Below are 22,852 nucleotides of genomic sequence, written 5' to 3' on the forward strand. Positions count from 1 at the left end.
CAATAGCCGCCAGAAGCAGTACGAGAATTCACTGCTAGTCTTGATTAACGACCCCAGGAGAAAAACTTATGAGTGATCATCACACCTACAAGAAAGTCGAACTGGTGGGCTCTTCCGCGACCAGCATCGAGGAGGCCATCAACAATGCCCTGGCTGAAGCCAGCAAGAGCATCAAGCACTTGGAGTGGTTTGAAGTGACCGAAACCCGCGGTCATATCAAGGACGGCAAGGCCGCGCATTTCCAGGTGACCCTCAAGGTGGGGTTCCGAATTGCCAGTAGTTGATTGAGCCGGTTGAACTTGCGCGCTGGCCGATTGCCATAAACTCCGCTACAACCTTTAGGCACGTCGACGTGACGAGCGGCGACGTGCTTCCTTTCGATCAACCCAAGGAAGTGACGGATGAAGAACTTTTTGTTGGCGGTAGGTTTGTTGAGCATTGCGGGCACGGCCCTGGCGGCGGGCAAGCCTTGTGAAGAGCTGAAAAGCGAGATTGCGGCGAAAATCGACGCTAAAGGCGCTTCGGGCTACTCCCTGGAAATCGTGGACAAAGGTGCTGCACCTAGTGACCACACGGTTGTCGGCAGCTGTGAAGCCGGTACCAAGGAAATCGCCTACAAGCGCGGGTGATCCCGTGTTGCAGACGTAAAAAACCGACGCAAGTGCGTCGGTTTTTTTATGCCTGCGATCCCTCGCTCCGCGTGGGAATGTAGCCTGGGATGCTCTGCGTCCCCCCTCACTCCTGGATTCAGCCCTTCATGACCTGCGCCAGCAGCTCGTAGGAATGAATCCGGTCGGCGTGCTCGTACAGGTCACAGGTAAAGATCAGCTCATCAGCGCCGGTCTGCTCCACCAGCACCTCCAGCTTGGCGCGGATCTTCTGCGGGCTGCCCACCATGGCCAGGCCGAGGAAACTGCCGACCGCGTCTTTTTCATGGGGCAGCCACAGGCCGTCCATGGTCTTGACCGGCGGGCGCTGCACCAGGCTTTGCCCACGCATCAGCGCGAGAATTCGCTGGTACACCGAGGTGGCCAGGTAGTCGGCTTGCTCATCGGTGTCGGCGGCCACCAGCGGGATGCCGAGCATCACATAGGGCTTGTCCAGCACGGCCGAAGGCTTGAAGTGGTTGCGATAGACGCGAATCGCTTCATGCATCAGGCGCGGTGCGAAATGCGAGGCAAAGGCGTAAGGCAAACCGCGCTCGCCCGCCAGTTGTGCACTGAACAGGCTTGAGCCCAGCAGCCACACAGGCACATTGGTGCCCGTGCCGGGTACAGCGATCACGCGCTGGTCCGGGGTGCGCGGGCCGAGGTAGGCCATCAGTTCTGCCACGTCTTCCGGGAAATCATCGGCGCTGCCGGAGCGTTCACGACGCAGCGCGCGGGCGGTCATCTGGTCGGAGCCTGGTGCGCGGCCAAGGCCCAGGTCGATGCGGCCCGGGTACAGGCTTTCCAGGGTGCCGAACTGCTCGGCGATCACCAACGGCGCGTGGTTGGGCAGCATCACGCCACCGGAACCGACACGGATCGTCGAGGTGCCGCCGGCCAGGTAACCCAGCAATACCGAGGTCGCCGAGCTGGCGATGCCGTCCATATTGTGGTGTTCGGCGACCCAGAAACGGTTGTAGCCGAATTTTTCCACGTGCTGGGCCAGGTCCAGGGAATTGCGCAGCGACTGCGCCGGGCTGCCGTTGGCGCGCACGGGCACGAGGTCGAGGGTCGAGAACTTTACGTCGGACAGCGATTTCATAAGCCTGCTTCTCCAATGGGGGCGCAGGCTTCTTAGACGAACCAAAACCTGCCGCTTCATGTGCATGTCCTATGCAATGAGGGCATATACCCGAGATTCAATAGCGATGGTGAAATTTCCTACTTAATCGCTAGGTTTCTCCGACAAGATGAACTTTGCCGTGGCGTCTATCCTCAGAACCCTTACTGACGCAAAACCACCGTTCGAGGAGACCGCTATGAGTATTGTTAAAAAAGCATCCGCGCATTGGGAAGGCGACCTGAAGACTGGCCTGGGTTCCATTTCCACCGAAACCGGCGTTCTGCGTGAAGCGCCTTACGGCTTCAAGGCCCGTTTCGAAGGTGGCAAGGGCACCAACCCTGAAGAACTGATCGGCGCAGCCCATGCCGGTTGTTTCTCCATGGCGTTTTCCATGATTCTCGGCGATGCCGGGCTCAAGGCCGACAGCATCGACACCCAGGCCGAAGTGACCCTGGACCAAGTGGACGGTGGCTTTGCGATTACTGCCGTGCACCTGACCCTCAAGGCAAAGATCCCGGGCGCCAGCCAGGCGCAGTTCGATGAGCTGAGCAAAAAGGCCAAGGAAGGATGCCCCGTGTCCAAGGTACTGAATGCAACCATTACCCTGGATGGCACGCTGGTTAGTTGATGCAACCCCCTTGCAGGGGTGAGCTTGCTCGCCCCTGCAGGTGCAAATGTGGTCGAATAGCCGATTGCAGACTCAGCGCACACCCGTGCGCGTGCATTCAGGGAGCTTCACACATGAAACGTATTGCCTTGGCGGTTATCTGCTGTGCACTGGCCACGTCGGCGCTGGCGGCGCCAAAAGATTGTGAAGAGCTCAGGAAGGAGATCGAGGTCAAAATCCAGGCGAATGCCGTTCCGTCCTACACCCTCGAAATCGTCACCAAGGAAGAAGCTGACAAGCACGACAGCGCCATGGTTGTCGGCAGCTGTGAGAATGGCACCAAAGCCATCGTCTACCAGAAGAACAACGACTGATCAGATGCAGTTGACGCTACGTTCTTCGGCCAGCAATTGACCCGCTTTGTTGTACAGCCGGATATTCGGGTTGTAGCCCAGTGAGCGCCCTTCCAGGCGATAGCGCTGGCCCGCCTCGAAACGGTCGTATTGCAGGGTCATGAAGCAGGTACGGTCAGTGGTTTGGCCAAACCCGCCGAAACTGCCGCCGGTAGGCACCTCGAAATCAAAACGTACCATCAGCTCATGGCTGCCAGGCGGCATTTGGAAGAAGCGCCCGTCGTTCAGGTTTTTCCCGTCCAGGCGTTGCGCCATTACCAGCTTGGCGCCGGGTGTCGGGGTAGCGAAGTCGACCCAGGCTTGGAGTGGATCAACCGGCGGTAGTGGCGTCGACGCACAGGCACTGAGAAAAATCGCGGCGACGGGAAGCAGTAGCTGACGCATGTTAAGCACTCAACTGTAGGAATGGTTTTTTGAACGGCTGCGTTCGGCAGCACGCTCCCTATGAGTATAAACACGCCACGCCATGGAAAAATTCCCCACAGGCGAGATAGTCTGGCGGGATGGTTACCGGCGAGAGGTTTGAATGGTCAGGCGTTTGCTTCCCGGCTTGATGCTGCTGTTGCTCAGCGGCTGTTCCAGCGTCAGTTATTACAGCCAACTGGCAGACGGCCAATGGCAATTGCTGCGTGCCCGGGAGCCGGTCTCCGCGGTCGTCGCCGACCCGTCCCGGCCACAGGTGCTGCGCGAGCACTTGGCGCAATCGCAGAAAGCCCGCACCTTCGCCAGCGAACACCTGCACCTGCCGGATAACCAGAGTTACCGGCTGTATGCCGATATCGGCCGCCCTTACGTGGTCTGGAACGTGTTCGCCACGCCTGAATTTTCCCTGTCCCCGCAAACCCACTGCTTCCCGATTGCCGGTTGCGTGGCCTATCGCGGCTACTACAACCAGGGCGCCGCACGCGGCCAGGCGGCTTTGTTGAAGCAGCAAGGGATGGATGTGTCGATTGGCGGCGTGGAGGCCTATTCCACCCTCGGCTGGTTCAACGACCCGATCATGAGTTCGATGATGAGCTGGGGGGACGAGCGCCTGGCCACGCTGATTTTTCATGAGCTGGCGCACCAGCGGTTTTATGTGAAGGACGACACCGAGTTCAACGAGTCGTACGCCACCTTCGTCGAGCAGGAAGGTACCCGGCAATGGCGCGCCGCCCAAGGCTTGCCGCCTGCCAGCGAGTCAGCGTTGAAACAGCGCGACCAGTTCACCCGGCTGGTGCTCGATACCCGCAAACGCCTGGAGCAGTTGTATGCGCAGCCGCTGACGGCAGATGCCATGCGCCAGGCCAAGGCCGCTGAATTCGAGCGCCTGCGCAGTGACTACCGGCACATGCGCGATAGCCAGTGGGGTGGCGACAAGCGTTATGACGCCTGGGTCAACCTACCGATGAACAACGCAAGGTTGCTGCCGTTTGGGCTGTATGACCAGTGGGTGCCGGCGTTCGTCGCGTTGTTCCGGCAGGAAGGCGGGGATTGGCCGAAGTTCTTTGCGGCGGTGGAGAAGCTGGGCGGGTTGCCGGTGGATCAGCGCAAGGCGGCCCTGAGGGCGTTGGAGGGATCCGGGCAAGTGGTTGGCCGGTAGGGCCTCATCGCGGGCAAGCCCGGCTCCCACATTTGACTGAGTTGTCTTGGCCGACCGTGATCAAATGTGGGAGCTGGCTTGCCTGCGATAGCGCATTCAAGGCCGTTGCAAAAACGCCTGATGCATCTCGGCCAACGTTTCGAAATGCCAGGTCGGCGCCTCGGCACTCAGCTCTTCATGGCTGCCAAACCCATAACCCACCGCCGCCGAATCCAGCCCATTGCTGCGGGCCCCGATCAGGTCGTGCTTGCGGTCGCCAATCATCAAGGTGCTGGCCGGGTCCAGGCTTTCTTGCGCCATCAGGTGGGCGATCAACTCGACCTTGTTGGTGCGCGTGCCGTCCAGCTCGCTGCCGTAGATCACCTTGAAGTGCTTGGCGAAATCAAAATGCCGGGCGATTTCCCGGGCAAATACCCAAGGCTTGGACGTGGCTACATACAGCTGGCGGCCCTGGCCATTCAATTCCTCAAGCAGCGGCATCACGCCGTCGAACACGAGGTTTTCGTACAGGCCGGTGACCTTGAAGCGCTCGCGGTAGAAGTTCACCGCTTCCCAGGCCTTGGCTTCGTCGAAACCATAAAACTGCATGAACGCTTGCAGCAGCGGCGGGCCGATAAAGTGCTCAAGTTTGGTCAGGTCCGGCTCATCGATCCCCAGTTTGGCGAGGGCGTACTGGATCGAGCGGGTGATGCCTTCGCGCGGGTCGGTGAGGGTGCCATCGAGGTCGAACAAAACGGTCTGGTAATGCATGGGTGTCCTTGTCATTGGTCGAAGCCTTCGGCCAGGTGCAGGTCTTTGAGCTTTACGTAGTTCGCGGCGCTGTAGGTGAAAAATGCCCGTTCCTTGTCAGTCAGCGGGCGGATTTGTTTAACCGGGCTGCCAACATACAAAAAACCGCTCTCAAGTTTCTTGCCCGGCGGCACCAAGCTGCCGGCGCCGATGATCACCTCGTCTTCCACCACGGCGCCGTCCATCACAATGCTGCCCATGCCGATCAGGATCCGGCTGCCTACCGTGCAGCCATGCAGCATGACCTTGTGGGCAATGGTCACATCGTCGCCGATCAGCAGCGGGAAACCATCAGGATTGAAGGGGCCTGCGTGGGTAATGTGCAGCACGCAGCCGTCCTGCACGCTGGTGCGCGCACCGATGCGGATGCGGTGCATGTCGCCGCGGATCACCGTCAGCGGCCATACCGAGCTGTCGGTGCCGATTTCGACGTCGCCGATCACCACCGCCGATGCATCGACGAAAGCCCCGGCGGCCAGGGCCGGCGTGTGATTCTGGTAGGTGCGAAGGGTCACGATAGGCTCTCTCTCTTCTGCTGATAGCTGCGGTGGGCGTTGATTGTAATTAAGATGGCCCCATCTTTGTTCTTACATGTTTCTTCAGCCAAGGTGCCAACCGTGAGCGCGAACAACCCTCTTCTGCAGTCCTACGACCTGCCGCCGTTCTCGGCGATCCGTGCCGAGCACGTACAGCCGGCCATTGAACAGATCCTCGCCGACAACCGCGTCGCCATCGAAGGCATCCTGCAAAGCCAGGGTAAAAATCCGACCTGGGCCGGGCTGGTCCTGGCCATGGACGAACTCAATGACCGCCTGGGTGCCGCCTGGAGCCCGGTCAGCCACCTGAATGCCGTGTGCAACAGCGCCGAACTGCGAGAAGCCTACGAGGCGTGCCTGCCGGCACTGAGCGCCTACTCCACCGAGATGGGCCAGAACCGCGAGTTGTTCCAGGCCTTCGACGCCCTGGCCAACAGCCCGGAAGCCGCCGGCTTCGACGTGGCGCAAAAAACGATTCTGGAACACTCCCTGCGGGACTTCCGTCTGTCGGGTATCGATTTGCCGCCTGAGCAGCAAAAGCGTTATGCCGAAGTGCAGAGCAAGCTCTCCGAACTGGGCAGCAAGTTCTCCAACCAATTGCTCGATGCCACCCAGGCCTGGACCAAGCACGTCACTGACGAAGCAACCCTTGCCGGCCTGACCGATTCCTCCAAGGCGCAAATGGCTGCGGCTGCCCAGGCCAAGGGCCTCGACGGCTGGCTGATCACCCTGGAATTCCCAAGCTACTACGCGGTGATGACCTACGCCCACGACCGCGCCCTGCGTGAAGAAATCTACGCAGCCTACTGCACCCGCGCGTCGGACCAAGGCCCGAATGCCGGTCAGAACGATAACGGCCCGGTCATGGAACAGATCCTCGACCTGCGTCAGGAGCTGGCGCAACTGCTGGGCTTCGCCTCGTTCTCCGAGCTGAGCCTGGCCACCAAAATGGCCGAGTCCAGCGACCAGGTGCTGAGCTTCCTGCGTGACCTGGCCAAGCGCAGCAAGCCGTTTGCCACCCAGGACCTGCAACAGCTCAAGGCCTATGCCGCCGAACAAGGCTGCGCGGACCTGCAAAGCTGGGACAGCGGTTTCTACGGCGAAAAACTGCGTGAGCAGCGTTACAGCGTTTCCCAGGAAGCCCTGCGCGCCTACTTCCCGATCGACAAGGTACTCAGCGGCCTGTTCGCCATCGTGCAACGCCTGTATGGCATCGAGATCGCCGAGCAGAAAGGCTTCGACACCTGGCACCCGGATGTTCGCCTGTTCGAAATCAAGGAAAACGGCCAGCACGTCGGCCGCTTCTTTTTCGACCTGTATGCCCGCGCCAATAAGCGTGGGGGTGCCTGGATGGACGGCGCCCGAGACCGTCGCCGCACGGTTGATGGCGTGCTGCAAAGCCCGGTGGCCAACCTGGTGTGCAACTTCACCCCGGCCGACAGCGGCAAGCCTGCCCTGCTGACCCACAATGAAGTGACCACGCTGTTCCACGAATTCGGCCACGGCCTGCACCACCTGTTGACCCGTGTCGAGCACGCCGGCGTGTCCGGCATCAACGGCGTGGCCTGGGATGCGGTGGAGTTGCCGAGCCAGTTCATGGAAAACTGGTGCTGGGAGCCGGAAGGCCTGGCGCTGATTTCCGGTCACTATGAAACCGGTGAGCCGCTGCCTCAGGACCTGCTGGAAAAAATGCTCGCGGCGAAGAACTTCCAGTCCGGCCTGATGATGGTTCGCCAGTTGGAGTTCTCGCTGTTCGACTTCGAGCTGCACGCTACCCACGGCGATGGCCGCAGCGTGCTGCAGGTGCTTGAAGGTGTGCGTGATGAGGTGTCGGTGATGCGTCCGCCCGCCTACAACCGCTTCCCCAACAGCTTCGCGCATATCTTCGCTGGCGGTTACGCCGCGGGTTACTACAGCTACAAGTGGGCGGAAGTGCTGTCGGCCGATGCCTTCTCCAAGTTCGAAGAAGATGGCGTGCTCAATGCCGAGACTGGCCGGGCGTTCCGCGAGGCGATCCTGGCCCGTGGCGGTTCCCAGGCACCGATGGTGCTGTTCGTCGATTTCCGCGGACGGGCGCCGTCGATTGACGCACTCTTGCGCCACAGCGGCCTGAGTGAGGACGCGGCAGCATGAGTGAAGCACCTGTGAAAACCAAAAAACGCTTTATCGCCGGGGCAGTCTGCCCGGCGTGCAGCGAGCCGGACAAGTTGATGATGTGGAGCGAGGACGATGTTCCGCACCGCGAATGCGTGGCTTGCGGCTATTCCGACACGCTGAATGAACAAGGTCTGTCAGTGCCCAAGGAATTGGGTACGCGGGTCAATACGTCGGCGTTGAAAGCACCGGACCCCAAGGTGCAGGCGGTGCAGTTCTTCCCTAATCCGAAGCTGAAGAAAGACTGATCGTGAAGCGCTCCCTGGGTTGATGGCTCAGGGAGCGACCACCCAGGCGGTTTTTTCCTCGGCCGGGTCTTTGGCGTTGTCCGCGGTATTCAGCCAGCTTTTCATCGAGCACAGTGCAAAGGCGCTGGTGCTGCATTCGCCGTTGACCAGTGCGGTGCGTAACTTGTCGACATCGGCCCTCATCATGTAGCGAACACCGTCCTTGAAGCCGCTACTGGCGCCAAAGCCGCCCAAGGTCATTTCGTTCAGCGCGTCTTCCTTGCTCCATCCCTGAATCACCACCCGATACATCGCCGCCACCAGGCCAGTACGGTCGGAGCCGTGTTTGCAGTGCATCAGCACCGGGCCGTTGGCTTCGGCATCCTGAATCGCACGCAACGCTGCGAGCACATCGGCGTCATCGACATGGTTGGTGCGATAGGACAATTGCACCTGATTGATACCGGGTGATTTCAGCCAGTTGGCATCGGACTCGGGCAGAAAGTTGATCACCGTACCGATCTTGAGCTTTTCCAATACAGGGACAGCGCCGCTATCCGGCAGCGCGCTGCGATAGAGCGTGGGCGTCATTTGATACAGGTTGTATTGATTGCCCACCGGCTGGGCCCATTCCGATGAACGGATGGGCGTGAGCTCTTCGGCCTGGGACGGTGCGGTGGTGAACAACGCCATGAACACGAGGCTGAGGGCAGGCAGCAATTGATTCTTGAACATGCGCGATGTAACCGAATAGGGAAGGGGTTAATGGGGCCCAGATTCGCCTACAGGGGGTCAATGCCGTGTGAGGTACTCGTCAAAGAATCGTGAATAAGCCGGCTCCGGGCAGATTTTTTCGCGCTGAAACGATTTTCCCCAATCCTTAGCCTGCTATCCTTTGTAACTATTGATTGCTGCTGTGTTCTATCCCCTTGGGTCCTTTGGATCCCATTTACTGCCAAAACTATAAGTCGTTCCTCGAAGCGGCTGATAAATCCGTGACCACATGATGAGGTGCCACCATGTCTGATCAAGATCAAGACAACCCCCGGCGTGAGTTTTTACGCAAATCCTTGACCTTGATCCCCGTGGTCACTGTCGCCAGCACGGGCCTGGGCGGTTCGATGCTGATGGCGGTTCCCGAACCGGCTCAAGCCAGCCCGGAGAAGGCGCCCGTCAGCAGCAAGGCCTATGAGCCGAGCTATTTCACTGGCGAGGAATGGGCCTTTATCAACGCGGCCGTTGCGCGCCTGATCCCGGCGGACGACCAGGGCCCAGGCGCCCTGGAAGCCGGTGCGCCGGAATACATCGACCGTCAGATGAACACGCCGTACGCGGCTGGCGCCCTGTGGTTCATGCAAGGCCCGTTCAATGCCGACGCGCCGCCTGAAATGGGCTGGCAGAGCAAATTGGTGCCCAAGGAGATCTATCGCCTGGGCATTGCTGACACGGACGCCTGGTCGAAAGCGATGAACGGTAAGTTATTTGCCGAGCAAGACAGCGCTACCCAGGACAAATTGTTGCAGCGCCTGGAGGCCGGCGACGCGCAATTCGACAGCGTCCCGCCGAAGATTTTCTTCAATCTGTTGCTGCAAAACACCAAGGAAGGGTTCTTTTGCGACCCGGTCCACGGTGGCAACAAAGGCATGGTCGGCTGGACCATGATCGGCTTCCCCGGCGCCCGCGCCGATTTCATGGATTGGGTTGAACGCAACGAGCAATACCCCTTCCCGGCTGTTTCGATCCGTGGCGAGAGGGCGTAAACGTGGCGACCATCATGAAGAAAGTGGATGCAGTGATTGTCGGCTTTGGCTGGACCGGCGCGATCATGGCCAAGGAGCTGACGGAAGCAGGCCTCAACGTGGTAGCGCTGGAGCGCGGCCCGATGCAGGACACCTACCCGGACGGCAACTATCCCCAGGTCATCGACGAACTGACCTACAGCGTGCGTAAAAAGCTCTTCCAGGACATCTCCAAGGAAACCGTGACCATTCGCCATAGCGTGAATGACGTGGCGATGCCCAACCGCCAACTGGGCGCTTTCCTGCCTGGCAACGGTGTCGGCGGTGCAGGCCTGCACTGGTCCGGCGTGCACTTTCGGGTGGACCCGATCGAGTTGCGCATGCGCAGCCATTACGAAGAGCGCTACGGGAAAAACTTCATTCCCAAGGACATGACCATCCAGGATTTCGGCGTCAGCTATGAAGAGCTGGAACCATTCTTCGACTATGCCGAAAAAGTCTTCGGCACCTCCGGGCAAGCCTGGACGGTGAAGGGCCAGTTGGTGGGCGAAGGCAAGGGCGGCAACCCTTACGCACCGGATCGCTCCAATCACTTCCCGCTGGAATCGCAGAAGAACACCGTCTCTGCACAGCTGTTCCAGAAGGCCGCCACGGCCGTGGGGTACAAGCCCTACAACCTGCCTTCCGCGAATACATCGGGGCCGTACACCAACCCTTACGGCGCCCAGATGGGCCCGTGCAACTTCTGCGGCTTCTGCAGCGGTTATGTCTGCTACATGTATTCCAAGGCTTCGCCGAACGTGAACATCCTGCCGGCCTTGCGCCAGGAACCCAAGTTCGAACTGCGGCCCAACTCCCACGTGCTGAAGGTCAATCTCGACAGCACCAGGAGCAAGGCGACCGGCGTGACGTATGTCGACGCCCAGGGGCGGGAATGCGAGCAGCCGGCGGACCTGGTGATCCTCGGTTCCTTCCAGTTCAACAACGTGCGCCTGATGCTGCTGTCGGGCATCGGCAAACCCTACGACCCGATCTCCGGTGAGGGCGTGGTGGGCCGCAACTTCGCCTACCAGAACATGGCCACCATCAAGGCGTTCTTCGACAAGGACGTGCACACCAACAACTTCATCGGTGCCGGCGGCAATGGCGTGGCGGTCGATGACTTCAACGCCGACAACTTCGACCATGGGCCTCACGGCTTTGTGGGCGGCTCGCCGATGTGGGTCAACCAGGCGGGCAGCCGGCCGATTGCGGGTACCTCCAACCCGCCGGGCACGCCGGCCTGGGGCAGCGCGTGGAAGCGCGCCACGGCTGATTACTACACCCACCAGGTGTCGATGGATGCCCATGGCGCCCACCAATCCTACCGTGGCAACTACCTCGACCTGGACCCGGTTTACCGCGATGCCTACGGCCTGCCGCTGCTGCGCATGACCTTCGACTGGCAGGAAAACGACATCAAGATGAACCGCTTCATGGTCGAAAAAATGAGCAAGATCGCCGAAGCGATGAACCCCAAGGCGATTGCCTTGCTGGGCAAAAAGGTGGGCGAGCACTTCAACACCGCGTCTTACCAGACCACCCACCTCAACGGTGGCGCGATCATGGGCACCGACCCGAAAACCAGTGCCTTGAACCGCTACCTGCAGTGCTGGGACGTACACAACGTGTTTGTCCCGGGCGCTTCCGCGTTCCCACAAGGCTTGGGCTACAACCCTACGGGCCTGGTGGCGGCATTGACCTACTGGTCGGCGCGGGCAATTCGCGAGCAGTACCTGAAAAACCCCGGCCCACTGGTTCAGGCATAAGGAGCGATGACCATGAAAGCATTTGTTATCGCGTCCCTGGCTTTGTTCAGCAGCTGCTCGGTGAGTGCGGCTGAAACCGATCTGGTCAAACAAGGTGAATACCTGGCGCGCGCCGGTGACTGCGTGGCCTGCCACACCGCCAAGGGCGGCAAACCGTTCGCCGGTGGCCTGCCGATGGAAACCCCGATCGGCACCATCTACTCCACCAACATCACCCCGGATAAAACCGGCCTGGGCGACTACAGCTTCGAAGACTTCGACCAGGCCGTGCGCCATGGCGTCGCCAAGAACGGTAGTACGCTTTACCCGGCGATGCCCTACCCGTCTTACGCGCGGGTCACCGAAAGCGACATGCAGGCGTTGTACGCGTACTTCATGAAGGGCGTGGAGCCGGTGGCGCAGGTGAACAAGGACAGCGACATTCCCTGGCCGTTGAGCATGCGCTGGCCGTTGGCCGGATGGCGCTGGATGTTTGCGCCCAAGGTCGAGGACTACCAGGCCCAGGCGGGCGCCGATCCGGTGATCAGCCGTGGCGCTTATCTGGTAGAGGGCCTTGGCCACTGCGGTGCCTGCCATACGCCACGGGCCCTGACTATGCAGGAAAAATCCCTGAGTGCGTCGGATGGCAGCGCTTTCCTGTCCGGCAGTGCGCCGCTGGAAGGCTGGATTGCCAAGAGCCTGCGGGGCGACCACAAGGACGGCCTGGGTAGCTGGAGCGAGGAGCAACTGGTGCAATTCCTCAAGACCGGGCGCAGTGATCGCAGCGCGGTGTTTGGCGGCATGAGCGACGTTGTGGTCCACAGCATGCAGTACATGTCGGAAGAGGATCTGACGGCTATCGCCCGTTACCTCAAGAGCTTGCCGGCGGTGGATCCCAAGGATCAGCCGCACCAGTACGACAAGCAGGTCGCCGACGCGCTGTGGAAGGGTGATGACAGCAAGCCGGGTGCCTCGGTGTACATCGACAACTGCGCGGCGTGCCACCGTACCGACGGCCACGGCTACACCCGCGTGTTCCCGGCGCTGGCGGGCAACCCGGTATTGCAGACGGCGGATGCGACGTCGCTGATCAACATCGTGTTGAACGGCGGCACGTTGCCGGCGACGCATACGGCACCTTCGACCTTCACCATGCCGGCGTTTGCCTGGCGGCTGTCGGATCAGGAGGTGGCGGATGTCGTCAGTTTCGTTCGGGACAGTTGGGGTAATAAGGGAGAGACTGTAAAGGCTTCGCAAGTGAAAGACTTGCGAAAAGATGCAGTAACTACCGAAGCTGATCAAACTTCAGAGAAGTAGTGTCAGTTGCCAGGTTTATAGTTTTATATATAAGCCTGGCAACTAGCCGATTAATTATCGAGGGGCGCAGGTTTTTACAAAGCTATTCGCCATGTTCAGGAAGATGGTCTTGTCCTGTTCATCGAAGTCGCCGTCGTTATCCAGGTCGGTGGTGGAGGAAGTGGTGTCGTAGTGCCCGTCCCTGTTGGAGGAAGAGGCATACATGGCGTAGGACAGTTTACCGTCGGTAAAGCGCTCCATTAATACTTCCGGGCTGTTATCTTTTTCAAAGTCTTCGCATGTAAAGCGTAGTTCATCCTGAGACATAAATATCCTGTAGGTGGTAATGAGTTAAGTTGTGATCATAGCGATGTGTTAATAACTTTATCCATGTCACATATGTCGCGATTTATTTCTTGTTTGGTTACATGTAGGAAGGTGTCATTCCGTTCGTGCGAAGGTCGATGCTAGACCGCGCCGCCCAGTGGTGCTGGTGAAAAGCGATCTTCTCGAATACTGTATATGGATACAGTTTATGAGGTCTGACTATGAATGTCCCTTTGCCGCCTCGCGGGCGCGGCACGGCCACCAACCTGCACAACCGTTTTGCGCCCACCGTCAGCGTGGCGGAAGACGACGGTTGGTATCAGGAAGTGCCACAGACCCAGGGCACCGAAGTCCGTATCGAAACCGCGAAAACCATCATTACCCGCAACAGCTCGCCGGATATCCCGTTTGACCGGGCGATCAACCCGTATCGCGGCTGCGAGCATGGTTGTATCTACTGCTATGCGCGGCCCAGCCACGCGTATTGGGACCTGTCGCCGGGGCTGGACTTCGAAACCAAGCTGATCGCCAAGACCAACGCCGCCGACGTGCTTGAGCAGCAACTGTCGAAACCGGGCTACATCTGCGCGCCGATCAACCTGGGCTCCAACACCGACCCGTACCAGCCCATCGAGCGCGAGTACAAGATCACCCGGCAAACCCTCGAAGTGCTGCTGCGCTACCGTCATCCGGTGACGATCATTACCAAGGGCTCGCTGATCCTGCGGGACCTCGACCTGCTGACCGAGCTGGCGCAGCAGCGGCTGGTGGCGGTGATGATCAGCCTCACCAGCCTGGACGATGAACTCAAGCGCATCCTCGAACCGCGCACGGCTGCACCCAAGGCCCGGCTGCGGGCGATCCGGGTGATGCGTGAGGCGGGGATCCCGGTGGGCGTGCTGTGTTCGCCGATGATCCCGATGATCAACGACAGCGAGCTGGAAAGCCTGCTGGCCGAAGCTCATGCCGCGGGGGCACAAAGCGCGGCGTACATGATGCTGCGTTTGCCTCTGGAGGTGGCGCCGCTGTTTGAGGAATGGCTGGCGGCCCATTACCCGCAGCGCGCGGCCCATGTGATGAGCCTGGTGCGGCAGGTGCGCGGCGGTGAGGTCTACGACAGCCGATTCGGTGTACGCATGCGTGGCGAAGGGCCGTTTGCCGATTTGCTGGCGCAACGTTTCGCCAAGGCGATCAAACGATTGGGGCTCAACCGGCGGGAAGGGTTTAATCTGGATTGCACGGCGTTTTGTCCGCCGGGCAGACAGATGGCATTATTGTAAACTGCTGGATAAGCGTACTTTTCTGTAGGAATAGTCGCGTTTTGATATCACTGAAAGCCCCGATCTAGAGCGGCTCATTCAGTTTGAGTTAAGTTTCGGCGGGTACCTTGTTCATCGAGTGACTAATGAGTCGGCGCTTCAGTTTGGGCGCCGGCCGCACTGGAAAACTCCCCTGCTCCAACCAAGAGGATGAATTATGAGTGACAAGGATAAACAGCCGTTGGCTGCGTCGGCTTCAGCCCCTCACGAGGCGGAATCCGCCGATGCAGCGCTGCAGCACATCGTTGAAGGCTTTTTGCATTTCCATAACGAGATCTTCCCCCAGCAGGAAGAGCTCTTCAAAAAACTCGCCACGGCCCAGAGCCCGCGGGCGATGTTCATTACCTGCGCCGACTCGCGCATCGTTCCCGAGCTGATCACCCATAGCTCCCCTGGGGATTTGTTCGTGACCCGTAACGTCGGTAACGTCGTGCCGCCTTATGGGCAGATGAACGGCGGTGTTTCAACGGCTATCGAGTACGCGGTATTGGCCCTTGGTGTGCAGCACATCATCATTTGCGGCCACTCCGACTGCGGCGCCATGCGCGCGGTGCTCAACCCCCAAAGCCTGGAAAAAATGCCCACGGTAAAGGCCTGGCTGCGCCACGCCGAGGTTGCCAAGACCATGGTCCAGGACAACTGCGATTGCGCCAACGAACACGAAAGCATGCACGTGCTGACCGAAGAAAACGTGATCGCCCAACTGCAGCACCTGCGCACTCATCCCTCCGTGGCCTCGCGCATGGCCAACGGGCATTTGTTTATCCATGGCTGGGTCTACGACATCGAGACCAGCGAAATCAGGGCCTACGATGCGGATCAGGCAGCGTTCCTGCCCTTGAACGGTACCCAGCCGATTCCATCCGCGACGCCTAAAGCGCGCTTCTAAAACAATCCCCTGTCGGGTAACGCGATGGCTGCCATTCGAGCAACCAGGCCTTGCCACGCCCGGCGAATGCCTCGGGAGAGTCATCATGCGTGCTGCTCAATTGAAAGCTGTGCTGCCACGGGAGCTGCTGGCTTCCGTGGTTGTGTTTCTGGTCGCCCTGCCGCTGTGCATGGGGATCGCCATCGCGTCCGGAATGCCTCCGGCCAAAGGCTTGATCACCGGGATCATCGGTGGCCTGGTGGTCGGTTGGCTGGCGGGGTCGCCGTTGCAAGTCAGCGGTCCGGCGGCAGGTTTGGCGGTGTTGGTGTTTGAACTGGTTCGCCAGCATGGCATGGCCATGCTCGGGCCGATCCTGTTGCTGGCGGGCTTCCTGCAATTGGTAGCCGGGCGTTTGCGCCTGGGCTGCTGGTTCCGCGTGACTGCGCCTGCAGTGGTGTACGGGATGTTGGCAGGGATCGGGGTGCTGATTGTCCTGTCGCAAGTACACGTGATGCTCGACGGTGTGCCAAAGCCCTCGGGGCTGGATAACCTCGCCGGCTTTCCTGCGGCACTGATCCAGGCGATCCCCACATTGGGCGGCGGGCTCGGCTGGCAGGCCGGTTTGCTCGGGCTGTCGACGATTATGGTGATGTGGCTGTGGGACAAGTTCCGCCCGCAAAAGCTGCGCTTCGTCCCCGGCGCCCTGCTCGGCGTGGGTTTGGCGACAGTCACCAGCCTGGTGCTGGCGTTGCAGGTCAAGCGGGTGGAGGTGCCGGAAAATCTCGCGGATGCCATCGATTGGCTGCGCCCCAGCGACCTGCTTAACCTGGCGGATCCCAATCTGTTGATCGCGGCCTTCGCCGTGGCATTTATCGCCAGCGCTGAAACGCTGCTTTCGGCGGCGGCAGTCGACCGTATGCACAGTGGCCAGCGTTCCGACTTCGACAAGGAATTGTCGGCACAAGGCGTGGGCAACATGCTGTGTGGCCTGGTCGGCGCCCTGCCGATGACCGGTGTGATCGTGCGCAGTTCGGCCAACGTCCAGGCCGGCGCTACCACGCGTTTGTCGGCGATGTTCCACGGCTTGTGGCTGCTGGCGTTCGTGCTGTTGCTGTCCAGTGTGCTGCAAAGCATTCCGGTGGCAAGCCTGGCGGGTGTGCTGGTGTACACCGGGATCAAGCTCGTGGACATGAAGGCGTTTCGTGGCCTGGCGCGCTACGGGCGAATGCCGATGTTTACCTACGCGGCGACGGCGCTGGCGATCATCTTTACCGACCTGCTGACGGGTGTGTTGGTGGGCTTCGGGTTGACGCTGGTGAAGTTGGCGTTCAAGGCCTCACGCTTGAAAATAAGCCTGATCGACCTGCCGCAGGAGGGCGAGATGGAGCTGCGATTGACGGGGGCCGGGACCTTTCTCAAGGTGCCTGCATTGACCCAGGTGCTGTCGACGGTACCCGCCGGGACCACCTTGCATGTGCCGCTCAGTAACCTGAGTTATATCGACCACTCCTGCCTTGAGCTATTGGAGGAATGGGGTCGGGCCAATGCGGCCAAGGGCTCGAAGCTGATGATCGAGGCGCGGGGGTTGAAGCGCAGGTTGGAAGGACGGGTAAGAACGACGACCGGAATAGGCTCGGCGCCGTCTGTTGGCTGACGAAACCGGATCAAAATGTGGGAGCGGGCTTGCTCGCGAAGGCGCAGTGTCAGTCACTGAATGTGTTTCTGATACACCGCTTTCGCGAGCAAGCCCGCTCCCACATTGGATCTTTGCAAGAAGCCGGCAAATCTAAGCTGGCTGGTCCAGCTCAAGACCCACGCCCAACTGCCGCGACAGGCACGGCCAGCGCTTCCACGCCGCTTCCGTGTCCGGGCTCTTGAGCTTGTCGCGGTAGGCTTCGACCGACTCCAGCGCAAAACTCTCTTCGTTAAGCATCTCATCTACCGCGTGGTGCACCGCCTCATCCAGCTGATTGGCAAACGTCTCGCCGATCAACTGGTGGGCAATCACGTTCGCCACGGTGGTATCCAGCGGAATCAACGGCTGGCCGAAGTGCTTGATATACAGATCGTTGACCTCTTCCACCAGGCGATGCGCCAGGTAAGCCTCATCCAGCAAACCGTCCAGGCCTTCATGCCCGGCCAGGATCGCCGGCGGCTGCAGGAAGAAATGCTCGGCGATTTTCAGCACCGGTTTGATCTGGCTTTCAATACCGGCTTCGCGTGCAACATCGTTGGCCGCGTCCAGTAGATCGGGGACCTGGTCGATGTAGGCGCTTACAAAACGCGTCATCACGCCCTTGGCGTCAACGTCAGGCACGGAAATCGCCGGGTGCAGGTGCGGTAACTGAACTTCCAGCTGCTGAGCAAGCTGGCCAGTGCTGGATTCGTGTTGATGGGCACGGGAAATCTGCTCGCGCAATGCGGCGGTGTTCATGAAAGCTCCAGTGATGCAGGCGTAGGAAATAGGGAGAGCATAAGGTAGCTCGTTTATACGAGAGCCTAAGACGCATTTGTCATAATTATTTCATGGTTATGCGCTGGCGTTATATCAAATTGCCATCGTTCGTCGGATAACGCGCGCCACCGGTCCTGTTGTGTGGTCCGTTTCCTCATTTTCGTTCATTTGCCCGATCACATTGCGGGGTGGCGGTCGCTGTCTATACTCGATTTTGTACGCAATTAGCTGATGACGCCCGACTGCATGAGCAGGCAAGGCCTGGCGGTTGTAAGCAGTATGGAAGCCGCTCCCTTGGCCGCAGGTGCAAACCGGCGGGATAACAAGAATGATAAGGGGAACCCGCAATGACGCGACATCCACATGTTTGGATGGGCCTCCTGTTGTGGTCAGTATTCGGCCAGGCGCAAGCCGCCTGGACAACGAATATGGCGCCAGGGGCCACTGAAGTCAGTCACGCCGTGTTTGACCTGCACATGACCATTTTCTGGATTTGTGTGGCGATTGGCATCGTCGTGTTTGGCGCGATGTTCTGGTCGATGATCGTTCACCGGCGCTCCACGGGACAGGTGGCAGCCAAGTTCCACGAGAGTACGACGGTGGAGATTCTCTGGACCGTGGTGCCCTTGCTGATCCTGGTGGCGATGGCCATTCCGGCCACCAAGACGCTGATCAATATCTACGACAGCACTGAGTCGGATATCGATATCCAGGTCACCGGCTACCAGTGGAAGTGGCATTACAAATACCTGGGCCAGGATGTCGAGTTCTTCAGCAACCTGGCCACGCCCGCCGAGCAGATCCATAACCAGGCCGTCAAAGGCGAGCATTACCTGTTGGAAGTCGACCAGCCGCTGGTGCTGCCGGTGGGTGCCAAGGTGCGTTTCCTGGTGACCGCTGCGGACGTGATTCACTCCTGGTGGGTGCCGGCGTTTGCGGTGAAGCGTGATGCGATTCCCGGCTTCGTCAACGAGGCCTGGACCCGCATCGAAAAGCCCGGCATCTATCGCGGCCAGTGCGCCGAACTGTGCGGCAAGGACCACGGCTTCATGCCCATCGTGGTGGAGGTCAAATCCAAGGCCGACTACGACACCTGGCTCGGCGAGCGTAAGGAAGAGGCGGCCAAGCTCAAGGAGCTGACCTCCAAGGAATGGACCCTGGATGAGCTGGTGGCCCGTGGCGACAAGATCTACCACACCACCTGCGTCGCCTGTCACCAGGCCGAAGGCCAGGGCCTGCCGCCGATGTTCCCGGCGCTCAAGGGCTCGCCGATTGCCACCGGGCCCAAGGAAGACCACCTGCACCGCGTGTACTTCGGCAAGCCCGGCACCGCCATGGCGGCGTTCGGCAAGCAACTGTCGGAAGTCGATATCGCGGCGGTCGTGACCTATGAACGTAACGCCTGGGGCAACAACAAAGGCGACATGGTCACACCTAAAGACGTGCTGGCTCTGAAACAGGCGGAAAGCAAATGACTTCCTTCATTGCATATTCCCTGAACCGTCCCGCCCACTCGTTCGCAGGAGAAAGGCCATGAGCGCTGTGATCGATGACCACGGTCATGCCGGTGACCACGCTCACGGCCCCGCCAAGGGCCTGATGCGTTGGGTACTGACCACCAACCACAAAGACATCGGCACGATGTACCTGTGGTTCAGCTTCTGCATGTTCCTGCTTGGTGGCTCGTTTGCCATGGTGATCCGTGCCGAGCTGTTCCAGCCGGGTTTGCAGATCGTCGAGCCGGCGTTCTTCAATCAGATGACCACCATGCACGGCCTGGTGATGGTGTTCGGTGCGGTGATGCCAGCGTTTGTCGGCCTGGCCAACTGGATGATTCCGTTGATGATCGGCGCGCCCGACATGGCCCTGCCGCGCATGAACAACTTCAGTTTCTGGCTGTTGCCGGCGGCGTTCCTGATGCTGGTTTCCACCCTGTTCATGCCCGGCGGCGGGCCGAACTTCGGCTGGACCTTCTACGCCCCGCTCTCCACCACCTACGCGCCGGAAAGCGTGACGTTCTTCATCTTCGCGATCCACTTGATGGGCATCAGTTCGATCATGGGCGCGATCAACGTCATCGCCACCATCCTCAACCTGCGCGCTCCCGGCATGACGTTGATGAAAATGCCGCTGTTCGTCTGGACCTGGCTGATCACAGCCTTCCTGCTGATCGCGGTGATGCCGGTGCTGGCGGGCTGCGTGACCATGATGCTGATGGACATCCACTTCGGCACCAGCTTCTTCAGTGCCGCTGGTGGCGGTGACCCGGTGTTGTTCCAGCATGTGTTCTGGTTCTTCGGCCACCCCGAGGTGTACATCATGATCCTGCCGGCGTTCGGTGCCGTCAGCTCGATCATCCCGACCTTCTCGCGCAAGCCGCTGTTCGGCTACACCTCGATGGTGTACGCCACGGCGAGCATCGCGTTCCTGTCGTTCATCGTGTGGGCGCACCACATGTTCGTGGTGGGCATCCCGCTGGTGGGCGAGCTGTTCTTCATGTACGCCACGCTGCTGATCGCGGTGCCCACGGGCGTGAAAGTGTTCAACTGGGTCAGCACCATGTGGCAAGGCTCGCTGACCTTCGAGACGCCGATGCTGTTCGCGGTGGCCTTCGTGATTCTATTCACCATCGGCGGTTTCTCCGGGCTGATGCTGGCCATCGCCCCGGCGGATTTCCAGTACCACGACACCTACTTCGTGGTGGCGCACTTCCATTACGTACTGGTGCCTGGGGCGATCTTCGGGATCTTCGCCTCGGCCTACTACTGGCTGCCGAAATGGACCGGCCACATGTACGACGAAACCCTGGGCAAGCTGCACTTCTGGCTGTCGTTCGTGGGGATGAACATGGCGTTCTTCCCGATGCACTTCGTAGGGCTTGCCGGCATGCCGCGTCGGGTGCCGGACTACAACCTGCAGTTCGCCGACTTCAACATGGTCTCCTCCATCGGTGCCTTCACCTTTGGCGCGACGCAGATCTTCTTCCTGTTCATCGTCATCAAGTGCATCCGTGGCGGCCCGCCTGCGCCGGCCAAGCCGTGGGATGGCGCCGAAGGGCTGGAGTGGAGCATTCCTTCGCCCGCGCCGTACCACACCTTCACCACGCCACCGGAGGTCAAATGAACACCTCCCTATCCTGTGGGAGCTGGCTTGGCTGCGATGGCATCACTTCGGTGTACCTGAAAGACCGAGTTGCCAGCATCGCAGGCAAGCCAGCGCCCACAGAAAGGCCATTCGCAGAACATTCATTCGCAGGTGGCCGCCATGCTTGAGTCCGTGCCTATCAAGCGGCTGGTCACGCGCCTGCTGATCCTGGTGGTGGCGATGTTCGCCTTCGGGTTTGCCCTGGTGCCGATCTACGACGTGATGTGCAAGGCGTTCGGCATCAATGGCAAGACCGCCGGGCAGTACGAAGGCGAGCAGGTGGTGGACCCGACGCGGCAGGTGCGGGTGCAGTTCCTGTCCACCAATGCCATCGATATGGTCTGGGAATTCCACTCCAAGGCCGACGAGGTGGTGGTCAATCCCGGCGCAGTCACCGAGATGCTGTTCGTGGCCTACAACCCCACCGACAAGCCGATGACCGCCCAGGCGGTGCCGAGCATTTCGCCGGCCGAGGCGGCGATGTACTTCCACAAGACCGAGTGTTTTTGCTTCACCCAGCAAGTGCTACAGCCAGGTCAGCGCATAGAGATGCCGGTGCGCTTCATTGTCGACCGCGACATGCCCAAGGATGTGAAGCATTTGACCCTGGCGTACACGCTGTTCGATATCACCGCGCGCCAACCGCCCGTGGCTGTCCATACCGGCGGCTAGGCGTTGCTTGCGGGCTCGATTAGGAGAACGAATACATGTCGACTCATGATACGTACTACGTACCAGCGCAAAGCAAATGGCCAATAATTGCTACGTTGGGGATGCTGATCACGGTGTTCGGATTAGCGACCTGGTTCAACGATTTGAAGGCCGCACGCCCGGAATCCCACGGCCCGCTGATCTTTTTCGTCGGTGGCTTGCTGCTGGCCTACATGATGTTTGGCTGGTTCGGCGCGGTGATCAAGGAAAGTCGCGCCGGTTTGTACAGTTCGCAGATGGACCGCTCCTTTCGCTGGGGCATGACCTGGTTCATCTTTTCCGAAGTGATGTTCTTCATCGCTTTTTTCGGTGCGCTGTTTTATGTGCGGCACATGTCGGCGCCGTGGTTGGCGGGCGAAGGCCACAAGGGCATCGCGCACATGCTGTGGCCGAACTTCGAATTTGCCTGGCCGCTGCTGAACAATCCCGACCCGAAAATGTTTCCGGCGCCCAAGGGCACCATCAGCCCGTGGGGCTTGCCGCTGATCAACACGATCTTGCTGGTCAGCTCCAGCGTGACCATCACTATCGCCCACCATGCCTTGCGCAAAGGCCATCGCGGCGCACTGAAGATCTGGCTGGCGATCACCGTGTTGCTGGGTTGGGCGTTTCTCGGGTTCCAGGCCGAGGAATACATCCATGCCTATAAGGAGTTGGGCCTGACCCTGGGTTCCGGCGTGTACGGCGCGACCTTCTTCATGCTCACCGGCTTCCACGGTGCCCACGTGACCATCGGCACGATCATTTTGTTTGTGATGCTGATGCGCATCCTGAAGGGGCATTTCAACAACGAACACCAGTTCGGGTTCGAGGCGGCCAGTTGGTATTGGCACTTTGTGGACGTGGTGTGGATCGGGCTGTTTTTCTTCGTTTACGTGCTTTGAGGTGTTTCACCAGGGCGCATGAGATACCAGTTGGCCGCTGAAGAAACCCCAGGTGATCAACCCCAGGGTGATCACGGCCAGCACCACACGCACGGTCAAGGCAGTGACGAGGCGGTTGGAGTTGCCCTCGTCCTTGACCAGGAAGAACAAGCCACTGAACAGGCTCACGACGGTAGCAATCAGCATCAGGGCAATGGCTGCTTTGAGCATGGTGGGCTCCGGGGCTCTTTTTTGGAGGGGGCGA

The 22,852-nt window shown here is 59.9% G+C and carries 25 protein-coding genes; 17 read left to right on the forward strand and 8 right to left on the reverse strand.

Features of this window, described 5'->3' with window-relative positions; all coding sequences use genetic code 11:
- Positions 1–68: 68 nt before the first annotated feature.
- Together HYE77_RS08110 and HYE77_RS08115 are read left to right on the forward strand one after the other, a co-directional pair.
- The gene (locus HYE77_RS08110; RefSeq protein ID WP_008439585.1) at positions 69–284 is read left to right on the forward strand and encodes a dodecin; all 216 of its coding nucleotides are present in this window, start codon (positions 69–71) and stop codon (positions 282–284) included.
- A 117-nt stretch (positions 285–401) separates the two neighbouring features.
- On the forward strand, positions 402–629 hold the full coding sequence (locus HYE77_RS08115; RefSeq protein ID WP_003214893.1) for a DUF1161 domain-containing protein: 228 nt from the start codon (positions 402–404) through the stop codon (positions 627–629).
- 118 nt (positions 630–747) lie between these two features.
- Here the strand turns inward: HYE77_RS08115 and HYE77_RS08120 are convergent, their stop codons facing one another.
- Positions 748–1,749, reverse strand: a complete 1,002-nt coding sequence (locus HYE77_RS08120; RefSeq protein ID WP_087694564.1) for an LLM class flavin-dependent oxidoreductase — start codon at positions 1,747–1,749, stop codon at positions 748–750.
- A 217-nt stretch (positions 1,750–1,966) separates the two neighbouring features.
- On the opposite strand from HYE77_RS08120, the gene HYE77_RS08125 reads away from it, so the two are divergent.
- Both HYE77_RS08125 and HYE77_RS08130 read left to right on the forward strand, forming a co-directional pair.
- Positions 1,967–2,398: an OsmC family protein gene (locus HYE77_RS08125; protein WP_008439587.1), complete on the forward strand. Its 432-nt coding sequence runs from the start codon at positions 1,967–1,969 to the stop codon at positions 2,396–2,398.
- 113 nt (positions 2,399–2,511) lie between these two features.
- The gene (locus HYE77_RS08130; RefSeq protein WP_003214887.1) at positions 2,512–2,751 is read left to right on the forward strand and encodes a DUF1161 domain-containing protein; all 240 of its coding nucleotides are present in this window, start codon (positions 2,512–2,514) and stop codon (positions 2,749–2,751) included.
- On the opposite strand, the gene HYE77_RS08135 is transcribed toward HYE77_RS08130, so the two are convergent.
- Positions 2,752–3,174 (reverse strand): hypothetical protein, encoded by a 423-nt coding sequence (locus tag HYE77_RS08135; RefSeq protein ID WP_102367818.1) that lies wholly within the window; start codon positions 3,172–3,174, stop codon positions 2,752–2,754.
- 142 nt (positions 3,175–3,316) lie between these two features.
- Between HYE77_RS08135 and HYE77_RS08140 the strand changes: the two genes are divergently transcribed.
- Positions 3,317–4,372, forward strand: a complete 1,056-nt coding sequence (locus HYE77_RS08140; protein WP_177035387.1) for an aminopeptidase — start codon at positions 3,317–3,319, stop codon at positions 4,370–4,372.
- A gap of 96 nt (positions 4,373–4,468) precedes the next feature.
- Here HYE77_RS08140 and HYE77_RS08145 read toward each other — a convergent pair whose 3' ends face one another.
- Positions 4,469–5,122, reverse strand: a complete 654-nt coding sequence (locus HYE77_RS08145; RefSeq protein WP_177068646.1) for an HAD family hydrolase — start codon at positions 5,120–5,122, stop codon at positions 4,469–4,471.
- An 11-nt stretch (positions 5,123–5,133) separates the two neighbouring features.
- Positions 5,134–5,676: a gamma carbonic anhydrase family protein gene (locus HYE77_RS08150; RefSeq protein WP_003214876.1), complete on the reverse strand. Its 543-nt coding sequence runs from the start codon at positions 5,674–5,676 to the stop codon at positions 5,134–5,136.
- 54 nt (positions 5,677–5,730) lie between these two features.
- On the opposite strand from HYE77_RS08150, the gene prlC reads away from it, so the two are divergent.
- Positions 5,731–7,830, forward strand: a complete 2,100-nt coding sequence (prlC, locus tag HYE77_RS08155) for an oligopeptidase A (protein WP_173406107.1) — start codon at positions 5,731–5,733, stop codon at positions 7,828–7,830.
- Complete coding sequence (locus HYE77_RS08160) at positions 7,827–8,099, forward strand: YheV family putative zinc ribbon protein (RefSeq protein ID WP_003214872.1); 273 nt, start codon at positions 7,827–7,829, stop codon at positions 8,097–8,099. Before prlC ends, HYE77_RS08160 begins: the two co-directional genes overlap by 4 nt.
- A 27-nt stretch (positions 8,100–8,126) precedes the next feature.
- Here HYE77_RS08160 and HYE77_RS08165 read toward each other — a convergent pair whose 3' ends face one another.
- Positions 8,127–8,813 carry a dual specificity protein phosphatase family protein gene (locus HYE77_RS08165; protein WP_102367823.1) on the reverse strand — a complete coding sequence of 229 codons (687 nt, stop codon included), beginning with the start codon at positions 8,811–8,813 and terminating at the stop codon, positions 8,127–8,129.
- Between the two features lie 284 nt (positions 8,814–9,097).
- On the opposite strand from HYE77_RS08165, the gene HYE77_RS08170 reads away from it, so the two are divergent.
- The 3 genes from HYE77_RS08170 to HYE77_RS08180 are packed head-to-tail and all read left to right on the forward strand — an operon-like array spanning position 9,098 to position 12,921.
- Positions 9,098–9,838 carry a gluconate 2-dehydrogenase subunit 3 family protein gene (locus tag HYE77_RS08170; RefSeq protein ID WP_102367824.1) on the forward strand — a complete coding sequence of 247 codons (741 nt, stop codon included), beginning with the start codon at positions 9,098–9,100 and terminating at the stop codon, positions 9,836–9,838.
- Positions 9,839–9,840: 2 nt separating this feature from the next.
- The gene (locus HYE77_RS08175; RefSeq protein WP_003214867.1) at positions 9,841–11,625 is read left to right on the forward strand and encodes a GMC family oxidoreductase; all 1,785 of its coding nucleotides are present in this window, start codon (positions 9,841–9,843) and stop codon (positions 11,623–11,625) included.
- A gap of 12 nt (positions 11,626–11,637) precedes the next feature.
- Entirely contained in the window at positions 11,638–12,921 is a 1,284-nt protein-coding gene (locus HYE77_RS08180) for a cytochrome c (protein ID WP_177068647.1), read from the forward strand.
- A 54-nt stretch (positions 12,922–12,975) separates the two neighbouring features.
- On the opposite strand, the gene HYE77_RS08185 is transcribed toward HYE77_RS08180, so the two are convergent.
- Positions 12,976–13,161: a hypothetical protein gene (locus tag HYE77_RS08185; protein ID WP_177040934.1), complete on the reverse strand. Its 186-nt coding sequence runs from the start codon at positions 13,159–13,161 to the stop codon at positions 12,976–12,978.
- Positions 13,162–13,448: 287 nt separating this feature from the next.
- On the opposite strand from HYE77_RS08185, the gene HYE77_RS08190 reads away from it, so the two are divergent.
- The 3 genes from HYE77_RS08190 (at position 13,449) to HYE77_RS08200 (ending at position 17,068) form a co-directional block, all read left to right on the forward strand.
- Positions 13,449–14,507: a PA0069 family radical SAM protein gene (locus tag HYE77_RS08190; RefSeq protein ID WP_177068648.1), complete on the forward strand. Its 1,059-nt coding sequence runs from the start codon at positions 13,449–13,451 to the stop codon at positions 14,505–14,507.
- A gap of 196 nt (positions 14,508–14,703) precedes the next feature.
- Complete coding sequence (locus HYE77_RS08195; RefSeq protein ID WP_003214859.1) at positions 14,704–15,435, forward strand: carbonic anhydrase; 732 nt, start codon at positions 14,704–14,706, stop codon at positions 15,433–15,435.
- A gap of 85 nt (positions 15,436–15,520) precedes the next feature.
- A complete protein-coding gene (locus HYE77_RS08200) occupies positions 15,521–17,068 on the forward strand; it encodes a SulP family inorganic anion transporter (protein ID WP_008439613.1) in 1,548 nt (515 codons plus the stop codon).
- A gap of 132 nt (positions 17,069–17,200) precedes the next feature.
- Here the strand turns inward: HYE77_RS08200 and HYE77_RS08205 are convergent, their stop codons facing one another.
- Positions 17,201–17,848: a hypothetical protein gene (locus tag HYE77_RS08205; RefSeq protein ID WP_177048221.1), complete on the reverse strand. Its 648-nt coding sequence runs from the start codon at positions 17,846–17,848 to the stop codon at positions 17,201–17,203.
- 368 nt (positions 17,849–18,216) lie between these two features.
- Here HYE77_RS08205 and coxB point away from each other — a divergent pair, with 368 nt between their 5' ends.
- From coxB to HYE77_RS08225, 4 genes are all read left to right on the forward strand, one after another.
- On the forward strand, positions 18,217–19,344 hold the full coding sequence (coxB, locus tag HYE77_RS08210; RefSeq protein ID WP_003214854.1) for a cytochrome c oxidase subunit II: 1,128 nt from the start codon (positions 18,217–18,219) through the stop codon (positions 19,342–19,344).
- A 58-nt stretch (positions 19,345–19,402) separates the two neighbouring features.
- Positions 19,403–20,992: a cytochrome c oxidase subunit I gene (gene ctaD / locus HYE77_RS08215; protein ID WP_003214853.1), complete on the forward strand. Its 1,590-nt coding sequence runs from the start codon at positions 19,403–19,405 to the stop codon at positions 20,990–20,992.
- 141 nt (positions 20,993–21,133) lie between these two features.
- On the forward strand, positions 21,134–21,685 hold the full coding sequence (locus tag HYE77_RS08220; protein WP_008439615.1) for a cytochrome c oxidase assembly protein: 552 nt from the start codon (positions 21,134–21,136) through the stop codon (positions 21,683–21,685).
- 35 nt (positions 21,686–21,720) lie between these two features.
- Positions 21,721–22,608, forward strand: coding sequence for a cytochrome c oxidase subunit 3 (locus HYE77_RS08225; RefSeq protein ID WP_003214849.1), 888 nt, complete (start codon positions 21,721–21,723; stop codon positions 22,606–22,608).
- Between the two features lie 6 nt (positions 22,609–22,614).
- Here the strand turns inward: HYE77_RS08225 and HYE77_RS08230 are convergent, their stop codons facing one another.
- Positions 22,615–22,818 carry a twin transmembrane helix small protein gene (locus tag HYE77_RS08230; RefSeq protein ID WP_010168612.1) on the reverse strand — a complete coding sequence of 68 codons (204 nt, stop codon included), beginning with the start codon at positions 22,816–22,818 and terminating at the stop codon, positions 22,615–22,617.
- Positions 22,819–22,852 lie beyond the last annotated feature (34 nt).

The sequence above is a fragment of the Pseudomonas sp. IPO3774 genome, from assembly GCF_013386835.1.
GTDB lineage: Bacteria > Pseudomonadota > Gammaproteobacteria > Pseudomonadales > Pseudomonadaceae > Aquipseudomonas.

Coding starts and splice junctions, on each gene's coding strand:
- HYE77_RS08125 (WP_008439587.1), top strand. CDS start 1,967: ATGAGTATTGTTAAAAAAGCATCCGCGCATTGGGAAGGCGACCTGAAG.
- HYE77_RS08200 (WP_008439613.1), top strand. CDS start 15,521: ATGCGTGCTGCTCAATTGAAAGCTGTGCTGCCACGGGAGCTGCTGGCT.
- ctaD (WP_003214853.1), top strand. CDS start 19,403: ATGAGCGCTGTGATCGATGACCACGGTCATGCCGGTGACCACGCTCAC.
- HYE77_RS08220 (WP_008439615.1), top strand. CDS start 21,134: ATGCTTGAGTCCGTGCCTATCAAGCGGCTGGTCACGCGCCTGCTGATC.
- HYE77_RS08140 (WP_177035387.1), top strand. CDS start 3,317: ATGGTCAGGCGTTTGCTTCCCGGCTTGATGCTGCTGTTGCTCAGCGGC.
- HYE77_RS08135 (WP_102367818.1), bottom strand. CDS start 3,174: ATGCGTCAGCTACTGCTTCCCGTCGCCGCGATTTTTCTCAGTGCCTGT.
- prlC (WP_173406107.1), top strand. CDS start 5,731: ATGGCCCCATCTTTGTTCTTACATGTTTCTTCAGCCAAGGTGCCAACC.
- HYE77_RS08185 (WP_177040934.1), bottom strand. CDS start 13,161: ATGGAGCGCTTTACCGACGGTAAACTGTCCTACGCCATGTATGCCTCT.
- HYE77_RS08170 (WP_102367824.1), top strand. CDS start 9,098: ATGTCTGATCAAGATCAAGACAACCCCCGGCGTGAGTTTTTACGCAAA.
- HYE77_RS08205 (WP_177048221.1), bottom strand. CDS start 17,848: ATGAACACCGCCGCATTGCGCGAGCAGATTTCCCGTGCCCATCAACAC.
- HYE77_RS08195 (WP_003214859.1), top strand. CDS start 14,704: ATGAGTGACAAGGATAAACAGCCGTTGGCTGCGTCGGCTTCAGCCCCT.
- coxB (WP_003214854.1), top strand. CDS start 18,217: ATGACGCGACATCCACATGTTTGGATGGGCCTCCTGTTGTGGTCAGTA.
- HYE77_RS08180 (WP_177068647.1), top strand. CDS start 11,638: ATGAAAGCATTTGTTATCGCGTCCCTGGCTTTGTTCAGCAGCTGCTCG.
- HYE77_RS08130 (WP_003214887.1), top strand. CDS start 2,512: ATGAAACGTATTGCCTTGGCGGTTATCTGCTGTGCACTGGCCACGTCG.
- HYE77_RS08110 (WP_008439585.1), top strand. CDS start 69: ATGAGTGATCATCACACCTACAAGAAAGTCGAACTGGTGGGCTCTTCC.
- HYE77_RS08160 (WP_003214872.1), top strand. CDS start 7,827: ATGAGTGAAGCACCTGTGAAAACCAAAAAACGCTTTATCGCCGGGGCA.
- HYE77_RS08120 (WP_087694564.1), bottom strand. CDS start 1,749: ATGAAATCGCTGTCCGACGTAAAGTTCTCGACCCTCGACCTCGTGCCC.
- HYE77_RS08145 (WP_177068646.1), bottom strand. CDS start 5,122: ATGCATTACCAGACCGTTTTGTTCGACCTCGATGGCACCCTCACCGAC.
- HYE77_RS08165 (WP_102367823.1), bottom strand. CDS start 8,813: ATGTTCAAGAATCAATTGCTGCCTGCCCTCAGCCTCGTGTTCATGGCG.
- HYE77_RS08230 (WP_010168612.1), bottom strand. CDS start 22,818: ATGCTCAAAGCAGCCATTGCCCTGATGCTGATTGCTACCGTCGTGAGC.
- HYE77_RS08115 (WP_003214893.1), top strand. CDS start 402: ATGAAGAACTTTTTGTTGGCGGTAGGTTTGTTGAGCATTGCGGGCACG.
- HYE77_RS08190 (WP_177068648.1), top strand. CDS start 13,449: ATGAATGTCCCTTTGCCGCCTCGCGGGCGCGGCACGGCCACCAACCTG.
- HYE77_RS08225 (WP_003214849.1), top strand. CDS start 21,721: ATGTCGACTCATGATACGTACTACGTACCAGCGCAAAGCAAATGGCCA.